This window comes from Corynebacterium atrinae, assembly GCF_030408455.1.
Classification (GTDB): Bacteria; Actinomycetota; Actinomycetes; order Mycobacteriales; family Mycobacteriaceae; genus Corynebacterium; species Corynebacterium atrinae.
The window spans coordinates 1-23157 of sequence record NZ_CP046977.1 but is presented as its reverse complement, the minus strand read 5'-3'; the positions used below and the strand labels follow the sequence as shown (position 1 = coordinate 23157).

At 61.2% G+C, this 23157-nt stretch carries 29 protein-coding genes and 2 tRNA genes; 5 read left to right on the top strand and 26 right to left on the bottom strand.

Features of this window, described 5'->3' with window-relative positions:
- Positions 1–12: 12 nt before the first annotated feature.
- From CATRI_RS00150 to CATRI_RS00075, 17 genes are all read right to left on the bottom strand, one after another.
- Complete coding sequence (locus tag CATRI_RS00150; RefSeq protein WP_290218465.1) at positions 13–1251, bottom strand: IS256 family transposase; 1239 nt, start codon at positions 1249–1251, stop codon at positions 13–15.
- A 693-nt stretch (positions 1252–1944) separates the two neighbouring features.
- Positions 1945–2313 (bottom strand): nuclear transport factor 2 family protein, encoded by a 369-nt coding sequence (locus CATRI_RS00145; protein ID WP_290218462.1) that lies wholly within the window; start codon positions 2311–2313, stop codon positions 1945–1947.
- 110 nt (positions 2314–2423) lie between these two features.
- A complete protein-coding gene (locus tag CATRI_RS00140; protein ID WP_290218460.1) occupies positions 2424–2774 on the bottom strand; it encodes a hypothetical protein in 351 nt (116 codons plus the stop codon).
- Between the two features lie 466 nt (positions 2775–3240).
- Positions 3241–3873, bottom strand: a complete 633-nt coding sequence (locus CATRI_RS13550) for a WhiB family transcriptional regulator (RefSeq protein ID WP_353959728.1) — start codon at positions 3871–3873, stop codon at positions 3241–3243.
- Positions 3874–3983: 110 nt separating this feature from the next.
- Positions 3984–4286, bottom strand: a complete 303-nt coding sequence (locus CATRI_RS00135; RefSeq protein ID WP_290218457.1) for a hypothetical protein — start codon at positions 4284–4286, stop codon at positions 3984–3986.
- A gap of 105 nt (positions 4287–4391) precedes the next feature.
- Entirely contained in the window at positions 4392–4871 is a 480-nt protein-coding gene (locus tag CATRI_RS00130) for a hypothetical protein (RefSeq protein ID WP_290218453.1), read from the bottom strand.
- Positions 4872–4904: 33 nt separating this feature from the next.
- Complete coding sequence (locus tag CATRI_RS00125) at positions 4905–5063, bottom strand: hypothetical protein (RefSeq protein ID WP_290218450.1); 159 nt, start codon at positions 5061–5063, stop codon at positions 4905–4907.
- A complete protein-coding gene (locus CATRI_RS00120; RefSeq protein WP_290218447.1) occupies positions 5053–5553 on the bottom strand; it encodes a hypothetical protein in 501 nt (166 codons plus the stop codon). Before CATRI_RS00120 ends, CATRI_RS00125 begins: the two co-directional genes overlap by 11 nt.
- Positions 5554–5566: 13 nt before the next feature.
- On the bottom strand, positions 5567–6232 hold the full coding sequence (locus CATRI_RS00115) for a hypothetical protein (RefSeq protein ID WP_290218444.1): 666 nt from the start codon (positions 6230–6232) through the stop codon (positions 5567–5569).
- Positions 6233–6344: 112 nt separating this feature from the next.
- Positions 6345–7547, bottom strand: coding sequence for an AAA family ATPase (locus CATRI_RS00110; RefSeq protein WP_290218441.1), 1203 nt, complete (start codon positions 7545–7547; stop codon positions 6345–6347).
- Entirely contained in the window at positions 7544–7672 is a 129-nt protein-coding gene (locus CATRI_RS00105) for a hypothetical protein (RefSeq protein WP_290218439.1), read from the bottom strand. Before CATRI_RS00105 ends, CATRI_RS00110 begins: the two co-directional genes overlap by 4 nt.
- A 235-nt stretch (positions 7673–7907) precedes the next feature.
- Complete coding sequence (locus CATRI_RS00100; protein ID WP_290218437.1) at positions 7908–8099, bottom strand: hypothetical protein; 192 nt, start codon at positions 8097–8099, stop codon at positions 7908–7910.
- A 219-nt stretch (positions 8100–8318) separates the two neighbouring features.
- A complete protein-coding gene (locus tag CATRI_RS00095) occupies positions 8319–8480 on the bottom strand; it encodes a hypothetical protein (protein ID WP_290218434.1) in 162 nt (53 codons plus the stop codon).
- Positions 8481–8666: 186 nt separating this feature from the next.
- Complete coding sequence (locus CATRI_RS00090; RefSeq protein WP_290218432.1) at positions 8667–8882, bottom strand: hypothetical protein; 216 nt, start codon at positions 8880–8882, stop codon at positions 8667–8669.
- Entirely contained in the window at positions 8875–9069 is a 195-nt protein-coding gene (locus CATRI_RS00085) for a hypothetical protein (RefSeq protein ID WP_290218429.1), read from the bottom strand. Before CATRI_RS00085 ends, CATRI_RS00090 begins: the two co-directional genes overlap by 8 nt.
- Complete coding sequence (locus CATRI_RS00080; protein ID WP_290218428.1) at positions 9066–9302, bottom strand: hypothetical protein; 237 nt, start codon at positions 9300–9302, stop codon at positions 9066–9068. Before CATRI_RS00080 ends, CATRI_RS00085 begins: the two co-directional genes overlap by 4 nt.
- 2 nt (positions 9303–9304) lie before the next feature.
- Positions 9305–9523 carry a helix-turn-helix transcriptional regulator gene (locus CATRI_RS00075; RefSeq protein ID WP_290218426.1) on the bottom strand — a complete coding sequence of 73 codons (219 nt, stop codon included), beginning with the start codon at positions 9521–9523 and terminating at the stop codon, positions 9305–9307.
- Between the two features lie 150 nt (positions 9524–9673).
- Here CATRI_RS00075 and CATRI_RS00070 point away from each other — a divergent pair, with 150 nt between their 5' ends.
- The gene (locus CATRI_RS00070; protein ID WP_290218423.1) at positions 9674–10306 is read left to right on the top strand and encodes a hypothetical protein; all 633 of its coding nucleotides are present in this window, start codon (positions 9674–9676) and stop codon (positions 10304–10306) included.
- Between the two features lie 100 nt (positions 10307–10406).
- The gene (locus tag CATRI_RS00065; protein ID WP_290218420.1) at positions 10407–11552 is read left to right on the top strand and encodes a site-specific integrase; all 1146 of its coding nucleotides are present in this window, start codon (positions 10407–10409) and stop codon (positions 11550–11552) included.
- A gap of 77 nt (positions 11553–11629) precedes the next feature.
- Here CATRI_RS00065 and CATRI_RS00060 read toward each other — a convergent pair.
- From CATRI_RS00060 to gyrA, 4 genes are all read right to left on the bottom strand, one after another.
- Positions 11630–11702: transfer RNA gene (locus CATRI_RS00060), tRNA-Ala, on the bottom strand.
- Positions 11703–11711: 9 nt separating this feature from the next.
- Positions 11712–11785, bottom strand: a tRNA-Ile gene (locus CATRI_RS00055).
- Between the two features lie 99 nt (positions 11786–11884).
- Positions 11885–12226, bottom strand: coding sequence for a DUF3566 domain-containing protein (locus CATRI_RS00050; RefSeq protein ID WP_290218417.1), 342 nt, complete (start codon positions 12224–12226; stop codon positions 11885–11887).
- A gap of 3 nt (positions 12227–12229) precedes the next feature.
- Positions 12230–14800 (bottom strand): DNA gyrase subunit A, encoded by a 2571-nt coding sequence (gene gyrA / locus CATRI_RS00045; protein ID WP_290218415.1) that lies wholly within the window; start codon positions 14798–14800, stop codon positions 12230–12232.
- A gap of 124 nt (positions 14801–14924) precedes the next feature.
- On the opposite strand from gyrA, the gene CATRI_RS00040 reads away from it, so the two are divergent.
- From CATRI_RS00040 to CATRI_RS00030, 3 genes are all read left to right on the top strand, one after another.
- A complete protein-coding gene (locus CATRI_RS00040) occupies positions 14925–15137 on the top strand; it encodes a CopG family transcriptional regulator (protein WP_290218413.1) in 213 nt (70 codons plus the stop codon).
- Between the two features lie 11 nt (positions 15138–15148).
- Positions 15149–15412 (top strand): TetR family transcriptional regulator, encoded by a 264-nt coding sequence (locus tag CATRI_RS00035; protein WP_290218410.1) that lies wholly within the window; start codon positions 15149–15151, stop codon positions 15410–15412.
- A gap of 226 nt (positions 15413–15638) precedes the next feature.
- Complete coding sequence (locus CATRI_RS00030; protein ID WP_290218408.1) at positions 15639–16085, top strand: DUF6918 family protein; 447 nt, start codon at positions 15639–15641, stop codon at positions 16083–16085.
- On the opposite strand, the gene gyrB is transcribed toward CATRI_RS00030, so the two are convergent.
- From gyrB to dnaA, 5 genes are all read right to left on the bottom strand, one after another.
- Positions 16082–18136 (bottom strand): DNA topoisomerase (ATP-hydrolyzing) subunit B, encoded by a 2055-nt coding sequence (gene gyrB / locus CATRI_RS00025; protein WP_290218406.1) that lies wholly within the window; start codon positions 18134–18136, stop codon positions 16082–16084. The genes CATRI_RS00030 and gyrB overlap by 4 nt on opposite strands.
- 126 nt (positions 18137–18262) lie before the next feature.
- Positions 18263–18760, bottom strand: a complete 498-nt coding sequence (locus CATRI_RS00020; RefSeq protein WP_290218404.1) for a DciA family protein — start codon at positions 18758–18760, stop codon at positions 18263–18265.
- The gene (gene recF, locus CATRI_RS00015; protein ID WP_290221201.1) at positions 18757–19935 is read right to left on the bottom strand and encodes a DNA replication/repair protein RecF; all 1179 of its coding nucleotides are present in this window, start codon (positions 19933–19935) and stop codon (positions 18757–18759) included. Before recF ends, CATRI_RS00020 begins: the two co-directional genes overlap by 4 nt.
- A gap of 33 nt (positions 19936–19968) precedes the next feature.
- Positions 19969–21156, bottom strand: a complete 1188-nt coding sequence (gene dnaN / locus CATRI_RS00010) for a DNA polymerase III subunit beta (RefSeq protein ID WP_290218401.1) — start codon at positions 21154–21156, stop codon at positions 19969–19971.
- Between the two features lie 507 nt (positions 21157–21663).
- Entirely contained in the window at positions 21664–23109 is a 1446-nt protein-coding gene (dnaA, locus tag CATRI_RS00005) for a chromosomal replication initiator protein DnaA (protein WP_435384210.1), read from the bottom strand.
- Positions 23110–23157: the final 48 nt, after the last annotated feature.

Here is a 23157-nt window from a genome sequence, read left to right as displayed (position 1 = left end):
AGTGGTGTCGACTCATGCGACCTCCTGAGTGGATTCGCCGGCATCGATGACGGTGGCGCTCATCATGGCCTTCGTCTGCTCCAGTGCCGTGAGCGACATGTAGCGCTTCTGCTGTATCCAATCGTCATGCTGCTCGGCCAGGACCGCGCCCACCAGACGCACCACGGCGTCCCGGTTGGGGAAGATCCCGACGACGTCGGTACGCCGGCGGATCTCCCGGTTCAGCCGCTCGGTGGGGTTATTCGACCAGACTTTTTTCCACACGCTCTTCGGGGCGTGGGTGAAGGCCAACAGCTCGTCTAGGGACTCCTCCAGGTAGTCGGCTACGTGCGGGAACTTCTGCTCGCAGAAGGTCACGACTTCGCGGGCCTGGGCCCACACCGATGCTGCATCCGGTTGCTGGAAGATCGTGTGGAACATCGCCGATAATGTCGGCCACTGCGTCTTCGACACCAGCCCGGACAGGTTCTTCGCAAAATGAGTGCGGCACCGCTGCCACGACGCATTCGGCAGGACCTCGCCGATCGCGTGCTGGATACCCACGTGCGCATCACTGGTGACCAGGTACACCTCATCTAGGCCCCGGGCCTTGAGATCGCGGAAGAAGCCGGTCCATGAGGCGACTGACTCGGATGTGGCGACCTGCATGCCCAGCAATTCCCGGTAGCCTTCGGCGTTGACGCCGGTGGCCAGCAGCACGGAGGTCTTGACCACCCGTCCGCCTTCGCGGACTTTCATGGTTAGGGCGTCACACGAGACGTAGAGATACGGGCTGGTATCCAGCGGCCGGGTGCGGAAATCCTCCACCATGGAGTCAAGATCCTTGGCCATCTCGGATACCTGCGACTTCGACAGGTTGGATATCCCGAGGGTGGCGACCAGGTCGTTCATCCTGCGGGTGGACACGCCCTTCAGGTAGCAAGTGGCGATGACGGTGGTCAGGGCCCGTTCGGCTCGGGTGCGTCGTTCTAGCAGCCAGTCCGGAAAGAATGAGCCGGTGCGCAGCTTCGGCACGGCGACATCCACGGTGCCGACGCGGGTGTCGAGGTCGCGGTGGCGGTAGCCATTGCGGACGTTGACGCGAGCATCACTGGTGGTGGCGTAATCGGCGCCGCAGACCTGGTCGGCCTGGGTCGACAGAATCTGGTTGATGAAGCTTTGGAGCATCTCGCGCATCAGGTCCGGCGAGGCCTGGGAGAGTAGATCGTCGAGGTAGGTGGTCGGGTCGATAGAATGGGGGCCAGCGGCCATCGTGGGTTCCCTTTCGAGGAGAGGTAAGAGTTGATTCGAAAGGTACTGCGGTGGTCGCCCACATTTTCTCTGGGGGTCGTCACCGGCAGTTACAGATACACCACGCTAAAGGACGTAACCGAGTCCCTAAGGCTTTTAGGTTCGAGATTGGAATTCCGCTCGAGATCGCTCAGCATCGAAACCACGGCAGGATAGGCCCACCAGATAACGCACATCGCCTAATGTGTGGGGTAAATGTGGGGTTGGGCCCTGAACACCACGAGGGCCACCGCCGGCACTTGGCGTTTGTGCTGGTAGTGGCCCTTTTTTGTGGACGCAATGGAGTACTACGGGAACAGACGACCTCGGGTTGAGAGGCTTGTTTCCGCGTGGAATCAGGGCATCCGCGAAGATGCAGACCCTGCCGGAGAGCTGGACGAACCATTGATCGGCGCGTCGGCGGAACCAAAGAAGCGACCTCGAACACGCCTCACAGACACCGAAGTGGACGCTATGCGAACGGCCCGAGCGCAAGGGATCAGCGTGAATACTCTGGCGCGTCAGTTCCGGGTTCACTGGGGCACGGTGTGGTTTAAGACGCGGTAGGCCGACGAGTCGCAGCCATTCAGTCGCGCGTGATCAGTAGGGGCCGTAGCTCCGGTAGCGAGCCGGAGTGTGCGTCCAGCTACGTCGCCCCACGATGAACCTGGCGAACTAGGCCAAGGTACCTTGGTGATACTCCGCGATCCATCCGCGCGACGACCAGCGCCAGATCGTCGAGCGTCGGCTGCGCCTGCCCTCCTGGTCGAGTTCGTAAGTAACGAGGAAAAGGCCATCGGCCAAGCTACGCACTTCGAACTTGTCGATCGTCCATAGATCCTTATACGGATGGGCGTATCGCTCGACCAACGTCTCGATGACGTACTCCCGCGCATAGACGCGACCGCTCGCCCCGACCTCCCAATAACCCGCGGCGGTCATCGACTCGAAAACCTCACGGCCGGAACCAACCTCGGCACGATGGAAGATCGGCTCCAGAGCGCGGAGCTGCTCCGTCACCTCCGCGTGGTCATTGGTCTCCACTTTCCCATTATCCCACACCACTGTTCCACCTCGGGCGAACCCAGCCCGACGGGTCGTATGCCTATGCGACATCGTTCCTGCTACGCGGGGGCGTTCGTGAAACGGTCCCGTCACCGGCTGAGCGACGGCCCGCTGTAGCGGTCGCCGTGGTCGCGGGAGTACGGCGCGGAACCGAGCTGGCGTTGGCGCTCGTTCAGGGTACGCTCGGCCGCGTGACGCTGTGCCTGTTCCGCCGCGCGGGTCTGATCGATTCGCTCGACTGCCACGGCGGGGGTGAGGGCGCGTAGCGCTTCGATTTCGGCGCGAGCTTGCTGCGCGGTGCAGGCCTGGTTCTCAGCATGGGCGTGCGGGCGAGCATCGACGTAGTAGCCCCTTCGCTTCGCCACGGTGTCCGCTCCGAAGATGCGGGCGTAGACACGCAGGCGCGGGAGGTCGTCGGGTCGGCAAACGCCGGGCAGCACAACTCATCAAGCAGGATTGCCAACGACGATCCGGCCCCAGCGACGGGCGCCCGGTAGGATTCGACACCGGGATCGAGCGCTCACAGTCCCAGTGGGTCCGCCAGGGCTGGGCCGGACGATCCCACTGACAAAGACACACAAAATGTCCCTTAAGTCGACACGCCGCAAAGACACACATTTTGCTACTTAACCCGTAAATGTGGGGTTGGGCCCTGGACACCACGAGGGCCACCGCCGGCACTTGGTGTTTGTGCTGGTGGTGGCCCTTTTTCTGTGGAGCATAGGAGAATCGAACTCCTGACCTTCTGCTTGTGATTAGCTATCTTGTTCTAGTATCCAATGCACACTGTTGCGCGCTATTGCGCCGGTCAAAATAGGTTTTGTAAATTGGCATGCTATTCGAACATTCCGCTAGATTGCCCCACATTTACTCCAATTTGTGGGGTAAATGTGGGGCAATTAGGAACTACCCACCTGCTCCAGTGGCTCCAGACCTGTCTTCCCCGCCCGTGGCGGTCGATAGTTCACTTGTACGAAGGCAATTAGTGGCCCGTCTCGCTGCTGTGGCTGCACGCGCCCTAGCCGTCTCGGGATGATGACGCTTCCGATCAACCGGCTTCCGCGTCACGGGAACCTCCCTCACTTCCCGATGCATCCGATACGCCGAACGGCAACACTGACCCCACCCCTGCGCGTAATGCATAGCCATCCCCTCGGGGACCTCTCCCCGCGTCCATGGCACCATCGGCCTCCCACACTCACGACACTGAGACGGTGGGCGAAACCGTGGCCGTGACACCACATAGGCAGGGGGCCGAACCCTAGCGATCTTGGCGAGTTTGCGGGCCACCGGCCAAACGTCATCATTCGACGCGTCACCCTTCGGGAGGACATGCCCGGCGGCGATCACCTCCCGGCCCAACGTGACAATGCTGTCATCAAGGGTGGAGCCGGAGCGCAGCGCCTCTAGGGCACACTCCCGGATCACAGGGCATTGGGAACACATCTTTTGCGCGGCCCGGATAGACCGATCGTGTGCCCCGTAGGGGTTGATGAATGCTTTGTTCTTGCTTCGGTGGCATGGTGCGCTCTCTCCCATGTTCGGGATGATTCAACACCCTGCTCGGCGGTTAGACGGTCAACTTAGGCGGGACGGTCCTCGGGGCTTGCGAACGCGCCCTATGGCCGTGCAGCGGCGCGGTGAGGGGGCTAGGTGGGCTCGCCTAGCGCGGCAACCTTATCGAGGACGCGGTTAGCGCGTGCTATCTCCTCATCAGTCCACTCGTCAGGGTTGGTGAGCACCTTCCGTGCATTCTCGATCACATCATGCGGGACTGGGGTCACCTGCACGCGGTCGAACATGTCGAGGAGGTCCTCCACGCCGTTCCAGTACTCGCCGTATCCCATGTTGATAGAGGCACGGTAAGCCCAGTCCGCATCATCGGCGTAGCGAAGGAGAGCAGCCTCAGCCGAGGCGTAACGGTCGATGCCGGGGAGTAGCTCGTTATTCATCTGCTCTCACCTCTTCGTTATCATTCGAATAATTGATACCCGTTTCGTGCTGCTCAGCACGGGTATTCGTCACAGTGTCAAAACATGCCCTAGCTGCAGTACGCCCTAGAAACCATCATATTCATCGGAATAGTCGTCCACATCCTCTAGATCGTCTAGCGGCTCGGAATCCAGCGTCGCGAAACTCCCCCGCAACGTCTCCAACACGGCCGCCAACTCTTCAGTAGCACGATCCCCCGACACTCCCGTCGCATTGAACAAAGCAAGGTCACTACGCGACGCTGCTTCCGCAGTAAGGACAAGACGGCGCCGCTCAGCAGTGTCCTCTTCCTCCAGCAAGGCGCGGGTCACGCAGTCGAGGGCGACCTCACGGAAACCGTCACCCAAGTCCCGCCGCTCATTTTCAGCGGCCTTGCGGCGGGCGGTGACAGCTTCCTCGGTCATGTTCGTGTTCCACTCCAACCCAAGTTTGTCGGCGACGCGATCAACCTGACGGCGGGAGACACCCAACCGGCGGGCAGTCTCGTTGCGGCCACACCCAGCGGCGTGGAGGCGCTTCACGTCGGCGGGCTTCGGTTTTTTCACGGGGTGGACTGGCACGGTCTAACCTTCCCTCTCTTAGCCCTCCAAGACGCCGGTGACCGTCCGGGCGATAGCGGCGAGCTCGGTCACGTCGGTATCCTTGGTGGGGTCTAGTGCTGCAATTTCTCGTTGGATCATGGTCACGAACTCACAGGTCATGGGGTCCGTGGCGTGCTGTTGGGGGTTAGTTGTCATCGCTTGCCCCATCGTTGCGGGCGGTGCCGTCGTAGTTGATGACCTTGCCTTCTACGATGACAGCGCCCATGCCGCCGATGTGGGTGTCGTAGAGGGACTTACCTACCCGGGTGTCGATCATGTAGTCACGGTGGCCGTAGTGCTCGTTGATGTAGTCGTAGAGCTCTTGGCGTTTAGCATCACGGGTGGCTTTGATCTGGTTGTAGGCCCGTTGGGCTTCGGTGAACGCGGTTGTGGCGTCTACCAGGTCGGCGTGGGCGGCCTTGAGGTCGGTGAGCAGCTTGGTGATGACGGGCTGGTGGGTGGCGTTGTGCTTGCTGTGGTGCTTTTTGAAGGCGGCTTCAGCGGCGGCCTTATCGTCGGCGAGCTGTTGATCCACGGCGGCGGCTTCGATTTGCTGGTCGTGGTCGTGCTTGGCGTGTGCCAACTGTTGGGGGTCGATGTAGTAGCCGTGTTCGATGCGGGCAAGTAGGTCTGTGTAGTGGCTCATGGTGGGGGTGCTCCTAGCGGTTGGTGAGGGATCGGGCGTTGATCTTGCCGGAGGTATGAAGCGTGAGGTCTTCGTGGACGTCGCTCAGTCCAACGGCGGAGTTGCCGGGGTACTTGTGGTGGCTGACCCACGTCTCGGCGTTGGCGGCGCGTTCGGCTTCTTTCAGCAGGGGACGGAGGACAGCATTGAGGCCCATGGTCATCTGCAGGTGGAGGTCCATGGCGGCTTTGTAGCGTTCGTTGGCGGACAGGGCGGCGTCCACGATGTCGGTGGAGAGTCCGCGGGCGGTGAGCTCTTCGGTGAGCAGTGTTGCGGCGGTGGTGCCGAACTTCGGGGTGATGGTCTCGATGTAGCGCTTGTGGTCCCAGGTGCCGGGGCGGGCGAGGATGCGGGCGGCGGCGAGTTCATCGGCGGTGGAGTACGCGCCGGTTACCGGCGGGAGCAGCGCGGCCTGTTCGTAGGTGGCGACGTTGTTGAGGGCATCGGCGTAGGTGTCGATGGTGGCCCGGATGGTGGTGAGCTTGAGGGCTGTTTTCTGGGTGCGGGTGGTGAAGGCGTTGGCGAGTCCTTCGGGGGTGTAGTCGGCGCGGTGGGCGGCGAGTGCTTTCCCGGCGGTTTCGTAGTCGCTGATGGTGTACCAGAGTTCGGTTTCGATGTTGAACGGGTCGATGATGGTCATCGGGGGGTGTCTCCTTGACGGTGTGCGGGTTGGGTTGGGGTGATGTGAGGTTTGGTTACGGCGGTGGGCGGGCGAGGTATCTCATATGGGTGTCCGAACTGTCCGAAGTGTCCTAATGGCTGGTCAGGCTGCTAATCGGTGGTGAGTCCGTTTCGGACATGTCCGAATTGTCCGAATCGAAAAGTGAGTCTTTTAGCCCTGTGACCTGGGAATCGGACACTTCGGACACTTCGGACAGCGGTTTATAGGTACCTCTTCCCGCCTTGGCAATACGGCCGTCTTTCATCAAGCGACGCAGATACTTACCGGCCATGTCGTTGCCGATCCCTAAGTCTTCGGCGACGTCTTTCGCTGTGATCGTCTCACCGGGTCCAACGTCGTTGACGGCGCGGAGAATGGCCTGTGTCTGGTCGCCGTAGCGTGCCCGTGATGCCGCTTCCACCTGGTCGGCTTTGACTTCTTGCGCTGCGTCTTCGGCTTCTGCGAGACTGCCACCCTTTAGTACCCACTTCCCGGCCTCCGAAGTAATCGCGTACTCGGTCTCATGCTCGATGTCCCGCCCCGTGATTGAGAGCACGGCGTCATCTGATTTGCGGGCGCGGTTGAGGACTAGGACGGCATCACACGCGCCGGTGACACCTTGGGTGCCTGAGACGCTGTTGAGGAAGTCGGAGTGTTCGCCCTTGTTGGTGTGGTGGACTGCAAGGACGGTGGTTCCTGGTACGCGTTTGGCGAGGTTTTGAAGTCGTGAGCCCACGCCGTATTCGGCATCGTATTGAGACTCGTTGCCCTTGCGTCCGGGGTTCACTTTTCCAAGGGTGTCAACGATAATGAGCGGGGGCAGTGTCTTGTCTTGTAAGCACAGGTCTTGAAAGTGCTCAGCGAGTATCACTAGCTCGTTGAGGTCTCGGACTTCTAGGATGCGGTGCATGGCTCGGGGAATGAAGTTACAGCCCTCCAGCTTGCGGAACCTATCTTGTAGGCGCCGGTCGCCGTCTTCCAAGGCGAAATAGAGCACGGGGCGCGCCTCCACGCGGATGCCGCCTAGTGCGTAGCCCCCGGCGGCGCACGCCAACCCAACTCCGGCGACAAGCCAGGACTTTCCAGCCTTCGGTGGGGCGACAAGCATGGCGTAGCCCTCGGGGAGGATGTTGGGGACAGACCATTGCAGGGGGTCGAATACCTGATTGTTAAGCCACGTGCCGCTTCTGATCCGTTGGTTCGCAAGGTCTTCTACGAACGCGGCGGCGGCTTCTTCGGGGCCCATGGCAAGGTCTTCGACGTGGGGGACGGTAGTGAGGTGAGGGGAGGTCATGCGGCCCACCCGTCGCGCTGCAGGTAGGCGACTGCCTCCAACATCGTCCGGCACTTAGGGTGAGCCCTCCACGCGGCCCGAAGCTGCTCAGCGGACAGCAGACCACCCTTTTCAGCGATTGACACAATCGTTCGTGTGTCCATGGTTGGGTTAATGGTCCTGCTCCTATCGGGATCACGCTGGTTGTATCCGGGAAGTGGCGACAATCTGTCAGCGGCTTTGTATCGTCGCCGTGCGCACTCCAGTACGAAGGATTGTTGAGCGTCGTTGCGGTGTGTTAGTGTGTTCATCGTTGGTTTGTTCCCTTCTGGGAATGTTCCCCGGTGTCGTGAGCGCGCACCGGGGTTTTTCTTTGCCTGGCTAGACGGCCTGGGGTGTGGGGTAGAACAGGGCGTCTAGCTCGGTGACGGACAGTAGGACCCTGTGGGGGTTGCCCGGCTGTCGGTAGCGGGTGAGCAACCCGTCACTGAGTCGGCGGTGGAGGGTGCGCAGTGAGATGCCGTAGCGAGTGGCTGCTGTGTGGATGTGGATGAATTGCGGCGGGGTATCCATGGCGTTAACTGTCACACGTTGGCATTGGCGGTCAGGGTTTTAAGAGCGATCCTGTGGATAACTCCGATAGTTCACGCCCAGAAAACCCTGTTCACAAAGGGGCAATCAGTAGTTTGAAACTTCACACGTCAGCTAATTATGTGCTTTGACCTGCTATTTCTAGGTCGGCACTTTGCTGAAGTAGTCCATTTCCTGTACTACCCCACATAAACCCCACATTTACGCAGTCGCCACCGGCCAAAACGGCACCGGCTCCCGCTGTTCCAGGACGGCCAACCCCGCTTGAAGCTCAGCAATGAGTGACCGCGTTTCTTCCTCTGTGAGGTCCGTGCAGTCCTCCGGCTGACCTTCCAGGGACACACACACTCGCATACGGATCATGTGGCGTTCGGTCAATGAAAACGTGGACGCGCTTGCTGACCTCTTCAATGAAGTTCGGGGGTTCGTAGCTGGTAGAATTCATAGTGATCTGCCTTCCAGTGATTTGGTGATCGTTTCCCTGTGGTGCTGCAACACCACAGGGTTTTTCTTGTTTGCGGGGGAGTTGGCGAGTGGCTCGGGGGGTGCTCATGTCGTCTCGATGTGGAGGACCGGGGCGATGATGTGGCTCACCTTCGGGTCATAGGCCGATGGGTGGACGATGTGTCCAGCCTCCGGGGTGTTCGGGTTGAGGGAGGGGGTAAACCGGGCCCTACGGCCCCATTCCCGGCGGACGATGGTCTCCACGCTTTGCCCGCTGTACGTTGCCCCGCCCTGCAGGGTGATCGTCGTGCGCTTACCCACGGCGATCACCGTTGACGGACTCGTAGGACTCGTTAATGAGCTTCACTAGCTCGGCCTGTCGCGGAATGATCTGTTCGTCCATGGCGGCGAGCTCTTCGTCAGTCCCGTTGTCCAGCAGGGCCATGTACTGCCTGTTCAAATCGTGAAGCTCAGTGATTAGTGTGTCGATGCGGTCGTGGTGGCTCATGCGGTTCCCTGCTCAGCGTTGCTGTGGTCCCCGTTCGTCCCCCGGTCGAGGATCGACGTGGTGTCAGTGTCATCCCATGGGCGGGTGAGTCGGGCGTGGAGGGTGCTGGTGAGCTTCGTGGCAAGGGCCAGGGCGGCGGCATCGTCTAGGCGCCATGCGCCGGTGGGTGTGGTGATGGTCAGGCCGTCGGCGGTTTCGGTGACGGCGCCATGATCGGTGTGGTGATCGACCATGACTACGCCACCTCGGGCGTGGTGTGGGTACGGCGGTTGGCATCGACGTAGGCGGTGATGTCATCGGGGTGGTAAAGCACCCGGGCGCCGATCTTGATGAACGCTGGCCCTGTTCCGTTCATACGCATTTTGGCCAGGGCCTGGGTGGACACTCCCAGATGTTGGGCCGTCATCTTTGCGGGGATGAGGGTGAAGTCTTGTTTCGGCTGCAACTCAGCCATCCTTTCAAGGTCTGATTGTGTGCTGTCACATATGACTGTGCCAGATATCATTGTAATGTGCAGGGCCACACATGTAGTGTTGGGGTTGCTTGGACCCCCACAGGAACCGAAAGGAATGGTGACGACGTGACGTTGACTACGCTTAAACCCATGTCAGAATGGTCAGAAGATCTCGTGAAGCGCTTTGCTACCGCCGCTCGTGCCAGGCGGAAACAACTCGGACTCACTACACAAGAAGTGTCAGAGCGCACTTCCCAGTTCGGACACGCGATTAGCCGAACAGCGATTACAGACTTCGAACTTGGCAGACGCAAGGATCGCCTAATGCTTGGCGATGCCCTTGCATTGGCCTACGCCCTGCGCACCCCGTTTGTTGCGTTGCTCTATCCCGATCTACCTGACGGTGAGGTTGAAGCTTTTCCCGGCTACACCACGAGTTCCGTGTGGGCAGCTCACTTGACCTCTGGAACCGATCGTCCTGAGACTCCACACAAGGAGTTTCGGATTGTTGAGAATGAACAGGGGGCGAGATACATACACCCGGATGATGAGCAGGAAGCCACGGAATGGGATTCAGGGAGGCAACTCATCGATCGCTCACTCTTCCTAGATAGGGCGCGCTTTGAGCTCTCACAAGGTGAAGAGGCCCTAGCTAGCTATCTTGAAGATGGCGACCTAGAAGAGGTTGAACGGCAGCGAAGCTTGAATCACGTACTACGACACTCCATTGAGCTTTACATCAAACGCGTTCAAGAGGCGGGCGGTGTAGTGGAAGATGCCTAGACCTCGGCTGACTATCGGGGAGCACGGCAGGATCACAACCGTTCGTCTGCCAGGAGGCCAATACCGGGCACGGGCCCGTTTCCGGGGACTCGATGGCACCATGCGTGATGTAGAAGCCAATGGCGCAACTAAGCCGAAGGCTGAACGCGCCCTAAAGGCGAGGGTCAAGGAACGTGTCGGAGAACGTGACAGCAAACTTGGCGGCGACACTCGACTACGAACCCTTGCCAATCGATGGTGGGAGACCATCGAACGGCGCGTGGTTGACGGTGACCTTAACCAAGACACTCGCCGCGAATACATCCGCTACCGCGACTACGTGGTTGAGGCATGCGGGGAGCTAGCGATTAGAGAATGCACGGTAGACCGGCTAGAACGGGCTGTACTGACCAAGGCCGGTTCGAGGAAGCGTGTACGTGCGGAAATGAAACGTACCCTGACATCAATGTTCAGCTATGCGATCCGCTTAGGTGCTGTAGACCACAATCCGGCCGCCAACATCGACGTTGGCCGCGATGAACGTGACCCAACGCGAGCTCTCACCCTAGATGAACTCACTGAAATGCGTAGGCGCATCCATGAGTACGAAACCACAGGTGGCCCTCGCGCTAAAAGGGCTTCGGGCGCCGGAGCTGGTGGCCGTCCCCGTGCGGTCTATCTCATGGACGTATTTGACCTCCAGCTTGCCCTAGGGTGCCGTATTGGCGAGCTGCTAGCCCTTCAGTGGGAGGACGTGGCAGACCTAGAAGGCAACAGCCCCACCGTCACGATCAACGCAACTTTGAAGTGGCGTTCAAAGGCCGAAGGTCAGCGTCTTGGTCTGCCTGGGGGCCTGTATCGCCAAGACAAGCCCAAGACGGAGGCCGGGCGGCGTGTAGTGGTTATCCCAGCTTTCGCCGTCGTAATCCTCCGTCGGCTCAAGTCTGAACGCGTACCCGGTGTGCCATGGATCATTGCCACATCGGAGGGCACTCCACGACAACCTGCAAACGTGAATACCGCTTTGAGGAAGGCACGGGGACCGGAGTTTGAATGGGTGACATTCCACAGTCTCCGGCGAACAAACGGTACTCACATCACTGCAACCACCGGCAACTCGCTGGCCGCGGCCAAGGTCCTAGGCCATTCAAACACTCGTATCACTGAGGCTGCTTACACGGACTGGCGTCACGTCAATTCGGATGTATCCGATGTGGTCCAGGGCCTGGCTCCGAAGGTCACCTATTTAAATGAAAATGTGGGGTAAATGTGGGGTTGGGCCCTGGACACCACGAGGGCCACCGCCGGCACTTGGTGTTTGTGCTGGTGGTGGCCCTTTTTCTGTGGAGCATAGGAGAATCGAACTCCTGACCTTCTGCTTGCAAAGCAGATGCTCTACCAATTGAGCTAATGCCCCATGTTCCTGTGGGCCTAGCAAGAATCGAACTTGCGACCTCATCGTTATCAGCGATGCGCTCTAACCGACTGAGCTATAGGCCCTGGGAACAGAGAGTACATTACCCAGACGGGGACAATTAAGACAAATCGCCTGGTTAAACACGTTAAAGTGTTTAACCAGGCGACGGCCCCTACTACCTTTTAGGCTTCTTCTTGCAGGCGCATTTGGAGGCCTCCGAAGAGGTCGACAATGGCGTTGTAGATGATGGCGCCGAGGGGGGCCAGGACGGTCACGAGGATCGCCCAGATGGCGCCGAGGAGGGCTGCGATGGAGATGACGAGCCCGAACCCGATGACTTGGTCTGCGCCGACGTCGCCGATGAGGGAGTTGACTTGGTCCCAGACTCCGGCGGCGTCCATGCCGATGTAGAGCAGGACGACGGTGAGGAGCCAGGCGACGAGTCCGACGAGGGACATGGCGAGGGCGACTCGGAACGCGGAGAGCGGGGCTATCCGGGTGATCGTTACGTCACGCTTGGCCATTGCCTACTCCTCGTCCTCGGTGAGGTCGTCCAGGGTGGTTTGGTTCTTCTTGGCCAAGTCGGCGGGTCCGTCGGCGACACCCTTGGCCACTGCTTCGGCTTGTTCTTCGCCTTCGCCCTCAACGTTTTTGTCGATGGCGAGCAGTTCGACGCCGTCTTCGAGGTTAACCAGGCGCACACCCATCGTGGCACGAGAAGAAGGACGGATCTGGTTGACCTCGGTCCGGATGACTCCGCCGACGGAGGTGATGGCGAGGATTTCGTCGTCTTCGTCGACGGCGAGAGCGCCGATAAGGCGACCGCGCTTCGGGGTGTACTTGAAGGTGACCACGCCGAGGCCGCCGCGGCCCTGGGAGGTGTATTCGCTCAGCGCGGTGCGCTTGCCGTAGCCGCCGGAGGTGGCCACGAGGAGGTATTCACCGTCGCGAACGACGCACATGGCGAGGAGCTGGTCGTCGCCGCGGAAGCGCATGCCCTTCACGCCGGCGGTGGCGCGGCCCATGGGGCGTAGCTGCTCGTCGTCGGAGCTGAAGCGGATGGACTGGCCTTGCTCGGAGACGAGGAGGAGGTCGTCGTCCTCGGAGCAGAGGGCGGCGCCGATGAGGCGGTCGTTCTCGTTGAGGTTGATGGCAATCAAACCAGCGGAGCGGGCGGACTCATAGTCCGTCAAACGGGACTTCTTCACACGACCGTGGGCGGTGGCCAGGACGAGGTAGGGGGCATCTTCGTAGCTTTGGAGCTGGATGACCTGGGCGATGCGCTCTTCCGGTTGGAACTCCAGCAGGTTGGCCACGTGCTGGCCGCGGGCGGTGCGGGAGGTTTCGGGCAGTTCGTAGGCCTTGAGGCGGTAGACACGGCCGAAGTTGGTGAAGAAGAGAATCCAGTCGTGGGTGGAGGAAACGAAGAAGTGGCGGACCACGTCGTCCTGCTTGAGTTCCGCTCCACGCACACCCTTGCCGCCGCGGCGCTGCGACTTGTAGGCGTCGACCTTGGTGCGCTTGGCGTAGCCGGTGGAGGTGATGGTGACCACGACGTTTTCGCGGGCAATGAGGTCTTCCTCGGACACGTCGCCGGTGGCGGCGATGATCTGGGTGCGGCGTTCGTCGCCGTACTTGTTCACGATCTCTTCGAGCTCGTCGTGGACGATGGAGCGCTGGCGCTCGGGCTTGGCCAGGATGTCCTTGAGGTCGGCGATCTTGAGCTCGACTTCGGCCAGCTCGTCGACGATCTTCTGTCGTTCGAGGGCGGCGAGGCGGCGCAGCTGCATCGCGAGGATGTGGTCGGCCTGGATCTCGTCGACGTCGAGAAGCGACATGAGGCCGGAACGGGCCTCTTCCACCGTCGGGGAGCGACGGATGAGGGCGATGACCTCGTCGAGCATGTCGAGGGCCTTGACCAGGCCGCGGAGGACGTGGGCGCGTTCTTCCTTTTCGTCGAGGCGGAACTGGGTGCGCCGGACGATGACCTCGATCTGGTGCGCGACGTAGTAGCGCAGCATCTGGTCGAGGCGGAGGGTGCGCGGCACGCCATCAACGATGGAGAGCATGTTCGCGCCGAAGTTGGTCTGCAGCTGGGAGTGCTTGAACAGGTTGTTCAGCACGACGCGCGGCACGGCGTCGCGCTTGAGGGTGACCACGATGCGCAGGCCCACGCGGTCGGAGGATTCGTCCTCGATCTTGGAGATGCCCGCGAGCTTGCCCGAGGCTACCTGCTCAGCGATGTTGGCGATGAGGTTATCGGGGTTGACCTGGTAGGGGAGCTCGGTGATGACGATCGTCTGGCGGTTGTTGGTCTCCTCGATGGAGGTGACACCGCGCATGCGGATCGAACCGCGTCCGGTCGTGTAGGCGTCCTTGATGCCGGAGTCGCCGACGATGAGCCCGGAGGTCGGGAAGTCGGGGCCCTTAACGAAGGACATACAGGCCTCCAGGGCCTCCTTCTCATCGGCGTCGAAATTCTCGAGGAGCCAGTAAATGGCGTCGGCGAGCTCGTTGAGGTTGTGCGGCGGGATGTTCGTCGCCATGCCCACGGCGATGCCGCCGGAGCCGTTCATCAGGAGGTTGGGCACGCGCGCCGGCAGGACGTCGGGCTCCATGGTCTTGCCGTCGTAGTTCGGGGAGAAGTTGACGGTGTTCTCGCGGATGTCGCGGACCATTTCCATGGCCAGCGGCGACATCTTGCACTCGGTGTAACGCATGGCGGCGGGGCCGTCGTTGCCACGGGAACCGAAGTTGCCCTGGCCGTCGACCAGCGGGTAGCGCATGTTCCACGGCTGGGCAAGACGGACCAGCGTGTCATAAATAGCGACGTCGCCGTGCGGGTGAAACTGTCCCATGGTGTCGGACACGGGGCGGGCCGACTTCACGTAACCGCGCTCGGGGCGGTAGCCGGAGTCAAACATGGCGTACATGATGCGGCGGTGCACCGGCTTCATGCCGTCGCGGACCTCCGGCAGGGCGCGACCCACGATGACGGACATCGCGTAATCGATGTAGCTGGTCTGCATCTCCTCATTGATATCGATGGGGAGAATCCGGTCGAAGAGGTCTTCTCCTCCGGTGTTATCGTCGCTCATGGGAGCCTTCCTGATAGGGGTCTAGACCCAGGCAATTCTACCCCTTGCCGCCCCACAAGGGCGTCTTGGCGCCATAAAAGAGATTTTCGACGTCCCCGTGCTACCACTCTGGTATCAATAAGGCATGGCGATGACCCTACGTTTAACCCCGGAACAAGACCGCGCGCTCACCCTCCTCGCCGAGGCCCAAGGCTCCAGCAAGCACGAGGCCGCCGTCCGCGCCATCCTCAGCTCAGCGTCCCGCCTGCTTAACGACGCCGCCGTGGCCCAACTCGCCCACGACCTCATCCCCGGCCGCGCGGCCCTCGAGGCCCGCCTGCGGCAGGCCCGGGGATAGGACCGGTTGAGATGCGTCCACTGAGTCCCGAACAACTCCTGCTCGTCGCCGACGAATTCTGCGAGTTCCATCGCTGCCAGGTTCGATCCTTCTCGGCCCTCGTCGCCGCAGCGGTCGTGCCCGGCGCCCGCCTCGATGGGGTGTGGGTGCACGCCTCCGTGCCGACGGCGGCTGCCGCCCTGGAGGAGACGGTGGTTCAGCTTCAGCCGCTGGACAGGCACAATACGGAGTTCGGGGCGCTGTGCCGTGAGGTATATCTCCATTGGGCGACATAACGCTCACCAGATCTTGCTCAGAGATCACGGGAGTGTGTAGAGTTTGTAACCGTTGTGGTTGCAGTGAATTAGAGTGAATAATGTGACTCGAGGTTCCTGTGGCGGAAGAACCACAACAGCAGCGATCCCCGTCGGTGAGTTCAACCACGGTGATCGCTTTTTGCTGTCTCAGATCAAGGTCTCAGATTAAGATGGGTGCTTCACATCACAAGACGAAAGGCTCCCCATGTCCGATTTGTCCCAGTTGCTCAATGATGACAAACGCCCGGCCGTCGTCGCCGACCTGGCCGCTTTCGCCGACGCAACTGTTTCTGCCCAGTCCGGCATCACCGGCGCCGCCATCAAGGGCGCAGTCGGCGCAGCGAAGGAGGTGGACGGTGACATCATGACTAAGGGAGCTCGCCGCACGCTGCCGGAGATCCTCGGTGACCTCCAACCCCACTGGCAGGCCTACCAAGAAGATCCCGCCGGGGCAGCCGACTTCGGTACCTTCCTCGAAGGCCGACGCGACCAGGTCGTCGATTCGCTGATGGGCGTGGCTGACCGCAACGCCGAGCAAATCACCGTCCCGGCGTTGGCCAAGGCCTACAACGCCCTGCGCGGCAAGGGTGCCAAGGTGCTGGAGCCGACCGTCCCCGAGTTCGGCCGACTCCTGGAAAAGCACATGATCTAGACGTCGAGGAAACGGACGTCCTTCGCCTTGCGGGTGATGAAGGAACGGCGAGCCGCCACATCATCACCCATGAGGATGGAGAAGAGCTCGTCGGCTCGCTGGGCGTCAAGCAGATCCACGCGGCGCAGCAGACGAGTGTGCGGGTCGAGAGTCGTCTCCCACAGCTCGGAGGGGTTCATCTCGCCCAGGCCCTTGTAGCGCTGGATTCCGTCGTCGGTGTTGATCTTGCGGCCAGCGGCCAGGCCCTCTTCCAGCTCCCGGTCGCGCTCAGCGTCGGAGTAGGCGTAACCGGGCTCGCCCGAACGCCACTTGAGCTTGTACAGCGGCGGATTGGCCAGGTAGACGTGGCCTTCCTCGATCAGCTGCGGCATGAAGCGGAACAGCAGGGTCAGCAACAGGGTCGCGATGTGCTGGCCATCGACGTCGGCGTCAGCCATGAGGACGATCTTGTGGTAGCGCAGGCGCGAGATATCAAATTCCTCGTGGATGCCGGTGCCCAGCGCGGTGATGATGGCCTGGACTTCGGCGTTCTTGAGCACCTTATCCATGCGGGCCTTCTCCACGTTGAGGATCTTTCCTCGCAGCGGCAAAATTGCCTGGTACATGGAGTCACGGCCCGCCTTTGCGGAACCACCTGCGGAGTCACCCTCCACGATGTAGAGCTCGGAAGCGCTCGGATCCTTGGAGCGGCAATCAGCCAACTTACCGGGCAGACCACCAAGATCGGTCGCGGACTTCCGGCGCACCAATTCGCGCGCCTTGCGGGCAGCAATACGCGCCTGCGAGGAGGACACGGCCTTGCTCACGATGGCCTTGGCCTCCGCAGGGTTGGCCTCCAGCCAGTCACCGACATGGGAGTTGACCATGCGCTGGACAAAGGACCGGATCTCGGTGTTACCCAGCTTCGTCTTCGTCTGGCCCTCGAACTGCGGGTCGCCCACGCGGACCGCAACGACGGCGGCGATGCCCTCACGGCAATCCTCGCCGGTGACGTTGGGATCCTTGTCCTTGATCAGCCGGTGATCGCGGGCGTACTTGTTCACCAGCGACGTCAGTGCAGAGCGGAAACCCTCTTCGTGGGTGCCACCCTCATGGGTGTTGATGGTGTTGGCAAAGGTGTGCACGGACTCCTTGTAGCCGGAGTTCCACTGCATAGCCACTTCAACCTCGTGGTCATCGCCCTTGGCTTCGAAGCCGACGATCGACGGGTGGATGACCGACTTCGACTTGTTCAAGTGATTGACGTAGTCGACCAGGCCGTCGGGGTAGTGGTAGACGACCTTCTTTTCCCGCTTCTTCGGTGTCTTCGGAGCAGCACCGGCCGGGGCCTCCTCCGCCTCGATGTCATCGAAGGAGGAACCGTCGATCGGCTGGGCGGTGTCACCTTCCTCGGCGAGAGCCTCCAACTCGAGTTCTGCCTCGGAGACGCGCTCATCCTTGAGCGTGATGGTCAGGCCCTTGTTGAGGAAGGCCATCTCCTGCAGGCGGCGCGCGATGACGTCGTAGTTGAACTCGGTATCTTCGAAGATCTCACCGTCCGGCCAGAACCGAATCGTGGTGCCGGTGCCCCGGGCGTTGCCACCCTCGACGAGATCCTCGGGCACGGCGTTGTTGAAGTTCTGCAGCCAGTGCTTGCCCTCGCGCTTGATATCCGCCTCAACGCGGGTCGACAGCGCGTTAACAACCGAGATACCGACGCCGTGGAGGCCACCGGAGACAGCATAGGAATCGGAATCGAACTTGCCGCCGGCGTGCAACTGGGTCATGACGACCTGGACAGTTGGTGCTCCGGACGGGTGCATTTCGACGGGGATGCCGCGGCCGTCATCGACGACCTGGACTCCGCCGTCGTGGAGCAAGGTGACCTCGACCTTGGTGGCCTCACCAGCCATCGCCTCATCGACCGAGTTGTCCACGACCTCCCACACCAGGTGGTGAAGGCCGCGGGTACCGGTCGAACCGATGTACATGCCGGGGCGTTTACGGACGGCTTCAAGACCCTCGAGAATCGTGATCGATGACGCGTCGTAATTGTGTTCAGCGTTTGCCACGTGAAACGAACACTCCTCGCTAGAAGTTAATGTCAGACTTTCTCATTCTACACCCAGTGGGTTCCTACTAGCTAAGGGGTCGCGCGCGTCGGAGGGCCTTTCTCGTGCGTTTTTGGGCGGGTCGCTTTATCCGTACGTATCGCGGGGTCCTCGACCCTTGACGTGGAGTGGGCCCTTCCGCCAACTCGGGGCACGGGGACCAAAAATCTTCAACTCGGTGATGATGCCGGGGCCGACTTTTTCCGCGATGACCTGCAGGATCTGTCGCTGCATCATCCGCAGGTTTGTCGCCCAGGCCGTGGAATCACACGTGATAAACAGCGACGTTTCCTTGATCATTTCCACCTTCGTGTGCTGCGCGATTTTCTCGCCGACCAGCTCATCCCAGTGGCCATTGACCCAACCTCCGGCCATCCCCTTCTTCCAGCCGCGATTGTCGATCTCGCGCCCAAGGATGGAACCAAACGTATCGACGTCCAGGGGGCGCCGTGGCGCCCGCCCGTCCGGCCCACTGAGCCGTCCGGTCCTCTTCTTCTTCCGCACCGGCTGCCGAGGCGCAGCCGCCGCCCGCTTCCCGGCCGCTTTGAGCATCTGCTCGAAGGCTGCGGAGACTGGATCCGTCATGGTTGCTCCTGCAGCACACTCATCCGCCCGCCCTCGCATTGTTCGACGGAGACCGTGAAGCGGTTGACGGCGGCGTCGGCAAGCGACGAAAGGTTGGCGGGCAGATCCCCGTCGACGGCGACGGTGATGAGCACCTGCTCGGCGTCGGCCGCGAGCTCGACGAGCTTTTCGCGGCGGCGGGCATCGAGCTCGGCGAAGACGTCATCGAGGATGAGGACGGGATCGGTGCCATCGGAACGCAACAACGAAAACTCGGCGAGGCGCAGCGACAGCGCATAGGACCAGGTCTCCCCGTGGGAGGCGAAGCCCTTGGCGGGTTCGGCGCCAAGGTGGAGGAGGAGATCATCGCGGTGGGGCCCGACCAGGGATATCCCGCGCTCGATCTCCCGCTGGCGCTTTCGACCCAGCTCAGCGAGCATTTCGGCTTCGATGAGCTCGGGATCGGTGGCCTCGATGTCTACCGTCGACCGATAGCTCACGGAGACTTCGCGGGACTCCGGGGCGATCCCCGCATAGGCCGCGTGGATGTGGCCGGCGAGCTCGGCGAGCAGCACCCGACGGGCGGCAATGACCTGCGACCCAAAGCTCGCCAGCTGGCCGTCCCACACATCGAGGGTGGCCAACACGTTCGCGCCATCGGCGTCGTCATAGCCCCGCCTCAGCGCCGACCCCGCGGATTTGAGGAGGGCATTGCGCTGGCGCAGCACCTTGTCATAATCCGCTTTGACCCCGGCCAAGCGCGGAGTACGGGTGGCGATGATGTCGTCGAGGTAGCGCCGACGCTCCGCCGGCTCACCCCGGACCAGCGCCAGATCCTCCGGGGCAAACAACACCGTCTTCACCACGCCGAGAATCTCGCGCGGATATCCCAACTTCGTGCGATTGATCTGCGCCTGATTCGCCGCATGCGGCTTGATCAGCAGGTGAGCGGTGAGTTCGCGGCCCTGATTCACGGCCGTAGCGGAGATCCGAGCATTGGACGCACCGGAGCGCACCAGCGGGGCGTCATGGGACACCCGATGGGAACTCAGGTGGGCGGCGTAGCCCAGGGCCTCGACAATGTTGGTCTTGCCAAAGCCATTGCGGCCCACGAACAGGGTAATTCCCGGTTCCAGCTCCAGCGTTAATTCCGCCCAGGAGCGGAAATCACGCAGGTCAAGGCTCTTGATGAAGATGCTACAGTCACCCCTCTCGGGATCTGCCAGGGTTTAGCCCGGCAGGCGAACCGGCATGAGCAGGTAGGTGAAATGAGTCTCCGGGGTGGGGAAGGTGCCGTCCTCGTTCGCCTCCGGCAGCTCCTCCGGCTCGGGCACCAAAATGGCGGGGCGGGAGGGCTCGGTGAAGCCGAACACCACGCGGTTGCTGTGCACCACGGCGAGGCCGTCGCGCAGGTAACCGGGGTTGAAGGCGATGGTCAATTCATCGCGGCCCACAAACGCACAAGGCAGTCGCTCCTCTGCGTGGCCGGAGTCGGTGCCGCCGGCCGAAAGGATGAGCTCACCCTCGGAGAATTCCATGCGGATCTGCGCGTTGCGCTCGGTAACCAGGCTGACACGGCGAATCGCTTCCTGCAGCGGAGCAACCTCGACGGATGCCATCGACGTGTGGGTCTTGGGCAGCAGCGGCTGGATGTTCGGGAAGTCCGCATCGAGCATGCGAGTGGTGGTTTCGCGGTTTTCGGTGTGAACACCAAAAAGTCCGGCGGCGCCGATCTGATCGCCCTGGCCCACGGCGATCTCCACCGGATCGCTGGCCTGGGCATCAAGGGTGCGGGCGTTATCCAGCAACGTCTTCGCCGGGATGAGGAGCTTGGCGCTGACATCAGGGGACGTGGGAGTCCATTCGCAGGTGCGCAGTGCCAGGCGGAATCGGTCGGTGGCGGCTAGGCGCAGCTGGGCCCCCTGGACCTCGACGTGCACGCCGGTGAGCATGGGCAGCGTGTCATCCTTACCCGCCGCGGCGGCGACCTGGGTGACGGCCTCGGCGAACAGGCGCGGGTCGATGGTGCCGGTGACCTCGGGCAATTGCGGGATTTGTGGGTAATCATCCAGCGGGATGAGTGGCAGCTCGAAGCGGGAGGAACCACAAGCGACGATGGCCTTGGAGCCGTCGGATTGCACGTCAACCGGCTTGTTGGGCAGGGTGTTGACGATCTCGGCGATGAGCTTGCCGGCGACCGCCACTCGACCCGGCTCGGCTACCTCGGCGGCGATGCGCACCTTCGACGAGACTTCGTAGTCGAAGCCCGCGAATTCCAAACCAGCATCATCGGCCGTGATGAGCATGGCCCGCAGGACCGGTTGCGTCACCTTGCTGGGCAGGCCTTTGGCCACCCAGGCCACGGCATTGGCCAGGTCATCCCTGGACACCCGGAATGACACTGCTTGTGACTCCATGCTTTCGGGACTCCTCAAACGTCGCTTTCTTGCCACTCAAATAACAATCACCAACGTACCCTACGCAGCCGCCATCTCAGCACCCAAGATTGTCATTCGCTCCTCGCTGCTTCAGGCACGCTGAGCAGTTCTCCCCACATCCTCTTTCTTCTAGTTAATTGAGAGTTAAAAAGCTGGTAGTAACAGTAGGTCCTGTGCAAGCTGTGGACGGAGCCCTAAATGACAAGGTCCGTGGACTCATCCGGGTTGTGATTCGCGTGTGGGATTCTTGTGGATAAATCGAGGCACATGTGGACAACTCGCGCGGGTGGGAATTTCTTCACAGATGACGGGTGGTTGTTCCCCATTCCACTAACAACAAAACCGGGGTTGTCCACATGGCCCTTGGGCTGCGTCCGGCCAGCAAATAGTGCGCTGAATCACTGAATTACAATTCTGTAATTACACAGGTGTGGATAACTCTGTGGACAAAGAAAAACCGCCAGTCTCCTGGCGGCCAATTTCTGCTTATCGACGTCCGCGGGTCTTAATCCGCTGCGTCAGCAGCTGAATTTCGTCGTAAGTGTCCCGCTTTTCAGTCATCTCCTTGCGGATCTTGCGATCCGCGTACATGACGGTGGTGTGGTCCTTGCCGCCGAACTCCTGCCCGATCTTGGGCAGAGAAAGATCGGTGAGCTCGCGGCATAAATACATTGCCAGCTGCCGGGCGTGGGCGACGGAGCGGGTCTTCCCAGCACCTGTGAGGGTATCTTGGGAAATCTCAAAATGCTCCGCGGTCACTTCCATGATGGTGGTGGCGGTGATGTCGATGTCGTCGGCATCGGGAAGGATTTCCCGTAGCGCGCTTTCGGCCATGTCCATGGTGATGGGCTCGTTGATCAAGGAGGAGTACGCCGAAACGCGGATGAGAGCCCCCTCGAGCTCGCGGATCGAAGAATCAAAACGCGAGGCGATGAGCTCCAAGATGGCGCGATCGATCGTCGTGCCATCCGCCTGGGCCTTCTTCTCCAGGATCGCGATGCGTGTTTCCAGATCCGGAGGCTGAATATCCACCGGCAGTCCGCTTTCGAAACGGGTGCGCAGGCGATCCTCGAGCGTGGTCAATTCCTTAGCCGGACGGTCCGAGGACAGTACGATCTGCTTATCCGCCTGGTGGAGGGCGTTGAAGGTGTGGAAGAACTCTTCCTGCGTTCCCTCTTTACCCGCGAGAAACTGGATGTCATCGACCATGAGGATGTCGAGGTTGCGGTAGCGGCGTTTGAAGGTTTCCTGCCGGTCATCGCGCACTGAGTTGATGTAGTCGTTGGTGAATTCTTCACTGGAGACGTATTTGACGCGCAGTCCCGGTTGCAACACCTGCGCGTAATGGCCGATGGCGTGCAAGAGGTGGGTCTTGCCCAGCCCTGAGCCTCCCCAGATGAACAGGGGGTTGTAGGCGCGAGCCGGATTTTCGGCGACGGCGACCGCAGCGCTATTAGCGAAGCGGTTGGATGAACCCACGACGAAGCTTTCAAAGGTATAGCGCGGGTTGAGGGATTTCTCTCGGTTGGGATCGTGCGCTGGCTTCTCACGCGGCATGCGTTGGCTTTGTTTATAAACAGCGGGAGGTTCTGGTGTCACTGGCGTCTCGACGACGGCGTGAGTCGTTGTCCATCCGGCCGTCACCGTTGGCGTCGGCATGAATTGGTCAAGTTGCATTTCAGCTTGCATGGCTGGGGGTTCGATGCTCACAGCCAGGCTGCACGGGCGGCCAGTGCGTTCGGTGAGCACCTTGACGATGTGCTCCCCCAGCTCGTTCTCAATGACCTGCTTGGCCATGGCATGGGGGGTCGCGAGAACGGCGTAGCCGTCAACGAGCACGATCGGCTGGGCGAGTTCCAAAAAGGCCTTCTGCTGGCGAGTGAACGTAGGAATCGGCGAGTCCGGTCGATCGGATTGCTGGAGAAGATCGATTTTGATCTCCACCCAGGTGTCAATCAGCGACGCATGTTGTTCGGCCAC

Excerpts from the sequence above, each read along its gene's own strand:
- CATRI_RS00150 (WP_290218465.1), bottom strand. The coding sequence starts at position 1,251 with ATGGCCGCTGGCCCCCATTCTATCGACCCGACCACCTACCTCGACGAT.
- CATRI_RS13550 (WP_353959728.1), bottom strand. The coding sequence starts at position 3,873 with ATGGGAGAGAGCGCACCATGCCACCGAAGCAAGAACAAAGCATTCATC.
- CATRI_RS00135 (WP_290218457.1), bottom strand. The coding sequence starts at position 4,286 with ATGAATAACGAGCTACTCCCCGGCATCGACCGTTACGCCTCGGCTGAG.
- CATRI_RS00125 (WP_290218450.1), bottom strand. The coding sequence starts at position 5,063 with ATGACAACTAACCCCCAACAGCACGCCACGGACCCCATGACCTGTGAG.
- CATRI_RS00120 (WP_290218447.1), bottom strand. The coding sequence starts at position 5,553 with ATGAGCCACTACACAGACCTACTTGCCCGCATCGAACACGGCTACTAC.
- CATRI_RS00115 (WP_290218444.1), bottom strand. The coding sequence starts at position 6,232 with ATGACCATCATCGACCCGTTCAACATCGAAACCGAACTCTGGTACACC.
- CATRI_RS00110 (WP_290218441.1), bottom strand. The coding sequence starts at position 7,547 with ATGACCTCCCCTCACCTCACTACCGTCCCCCACGTCGAAGACCTTGCC.
- CATRI_RS00100 (WP_290218437.1), bottom strand. The coding sequence starts at position 8,099 with ATGGATACCCCGCCGCAATTCATCCACATCCACACAGCAGCCACTCGC.
- CATRI_RS00095 (WP_290218434.1), bottom strand. The coding sequence starts at position 8,480 with ATGATCCGTATGCGAGTGTGTGTGTCCCTGGAAGGTCAGCCGGAGGAC.
- CATRI_RS00085 (WP_290218429.1), bottom strand. The coding sequence starts at position 9,069 with ATGAGCCACCACGACCGCATCGACACACTAATCACTGAGCTTCACGAT.
- CATRI_RS00080 (WP_290218428.1), bottom strand. The coding sequence starts at position 9,302 with ATGGTCGATCACCACACCGATCATGGCGCCGTCACCGAAACCGCCGAC.
- CATRI_RS00075 (WP_290218426.1), bottom strand. The coding sequence starts at position 9,523 with ATGGCTGAGTTGCAGCCGAAACAAGACTTCACCCTCATCCCCGCAAAG.
- CATRI_RS00070 (WP_290218423.1), top strand. The coding sequence starts at position 9,674 with ATGTCAGAATGGTCAGAAGATCTCGTGAAGCGCTTTGCTACCGCCGCT.
- CATRI_RS00065 (WP_290218420.1), top strand. The coding sequence starts at position 10,407 with ATGCGTGATGTAGAAGCCAATGGCGCAACTAAGCCGAAGGCTGAACGC.
- CATRI_RS00050 (WP_290218417.1), bottom strand. The coding sequence starts at position 12,226 with ATGGCCAAGCGTGACGTAACGATCACCCGGATAGCCCCGCTCTCCGCG.
- gyrA (WP_290218415.1), bottom strand. The coding sequence starts at position 14,800 with ATGAGCGACGATAACACCGGAGGAGAAGACCTCTTCGACCGGATTCTC.
- CATRI_RS00040 (WP_290218413.1), top strand. The coding sequence starts at position 14,925 with ATGGCGATGACCCTACGTTTAACCCCGGAACAAGACCGCGCGCTCACC.
- CATRI_RS00035 (WP_290218410.1), top strand. The coding sequence starts at position 15,149 with ATGCGTCCACTGAGTCCCGAACAACTCCTGCTCGTCGCCGACGAATTC.
- CATRI_RS00030 (WP_290218408.1), top strand. The coding sequence starts at position 15,639 with ATGTCCGATTTGTCCCAGTTGCTCAATGATGACAAACGCCCGGCCGTC.
- CATRI_RS00020 (WP_290218404.1), bottom strand. The coding sequence starts at position 18,760 with ATGACGGATCCAGTCTCCGCAGCCTTCGAGCAGATGCTCAAAGCGGCC.
- dnaN (WP_290218401.1), bottom strand. The coding sequence starts at position 21,156 with ATGGAGTCACAAGCAGTGTCATTCCGGGTGTCCAGGGATGACCTGGCC.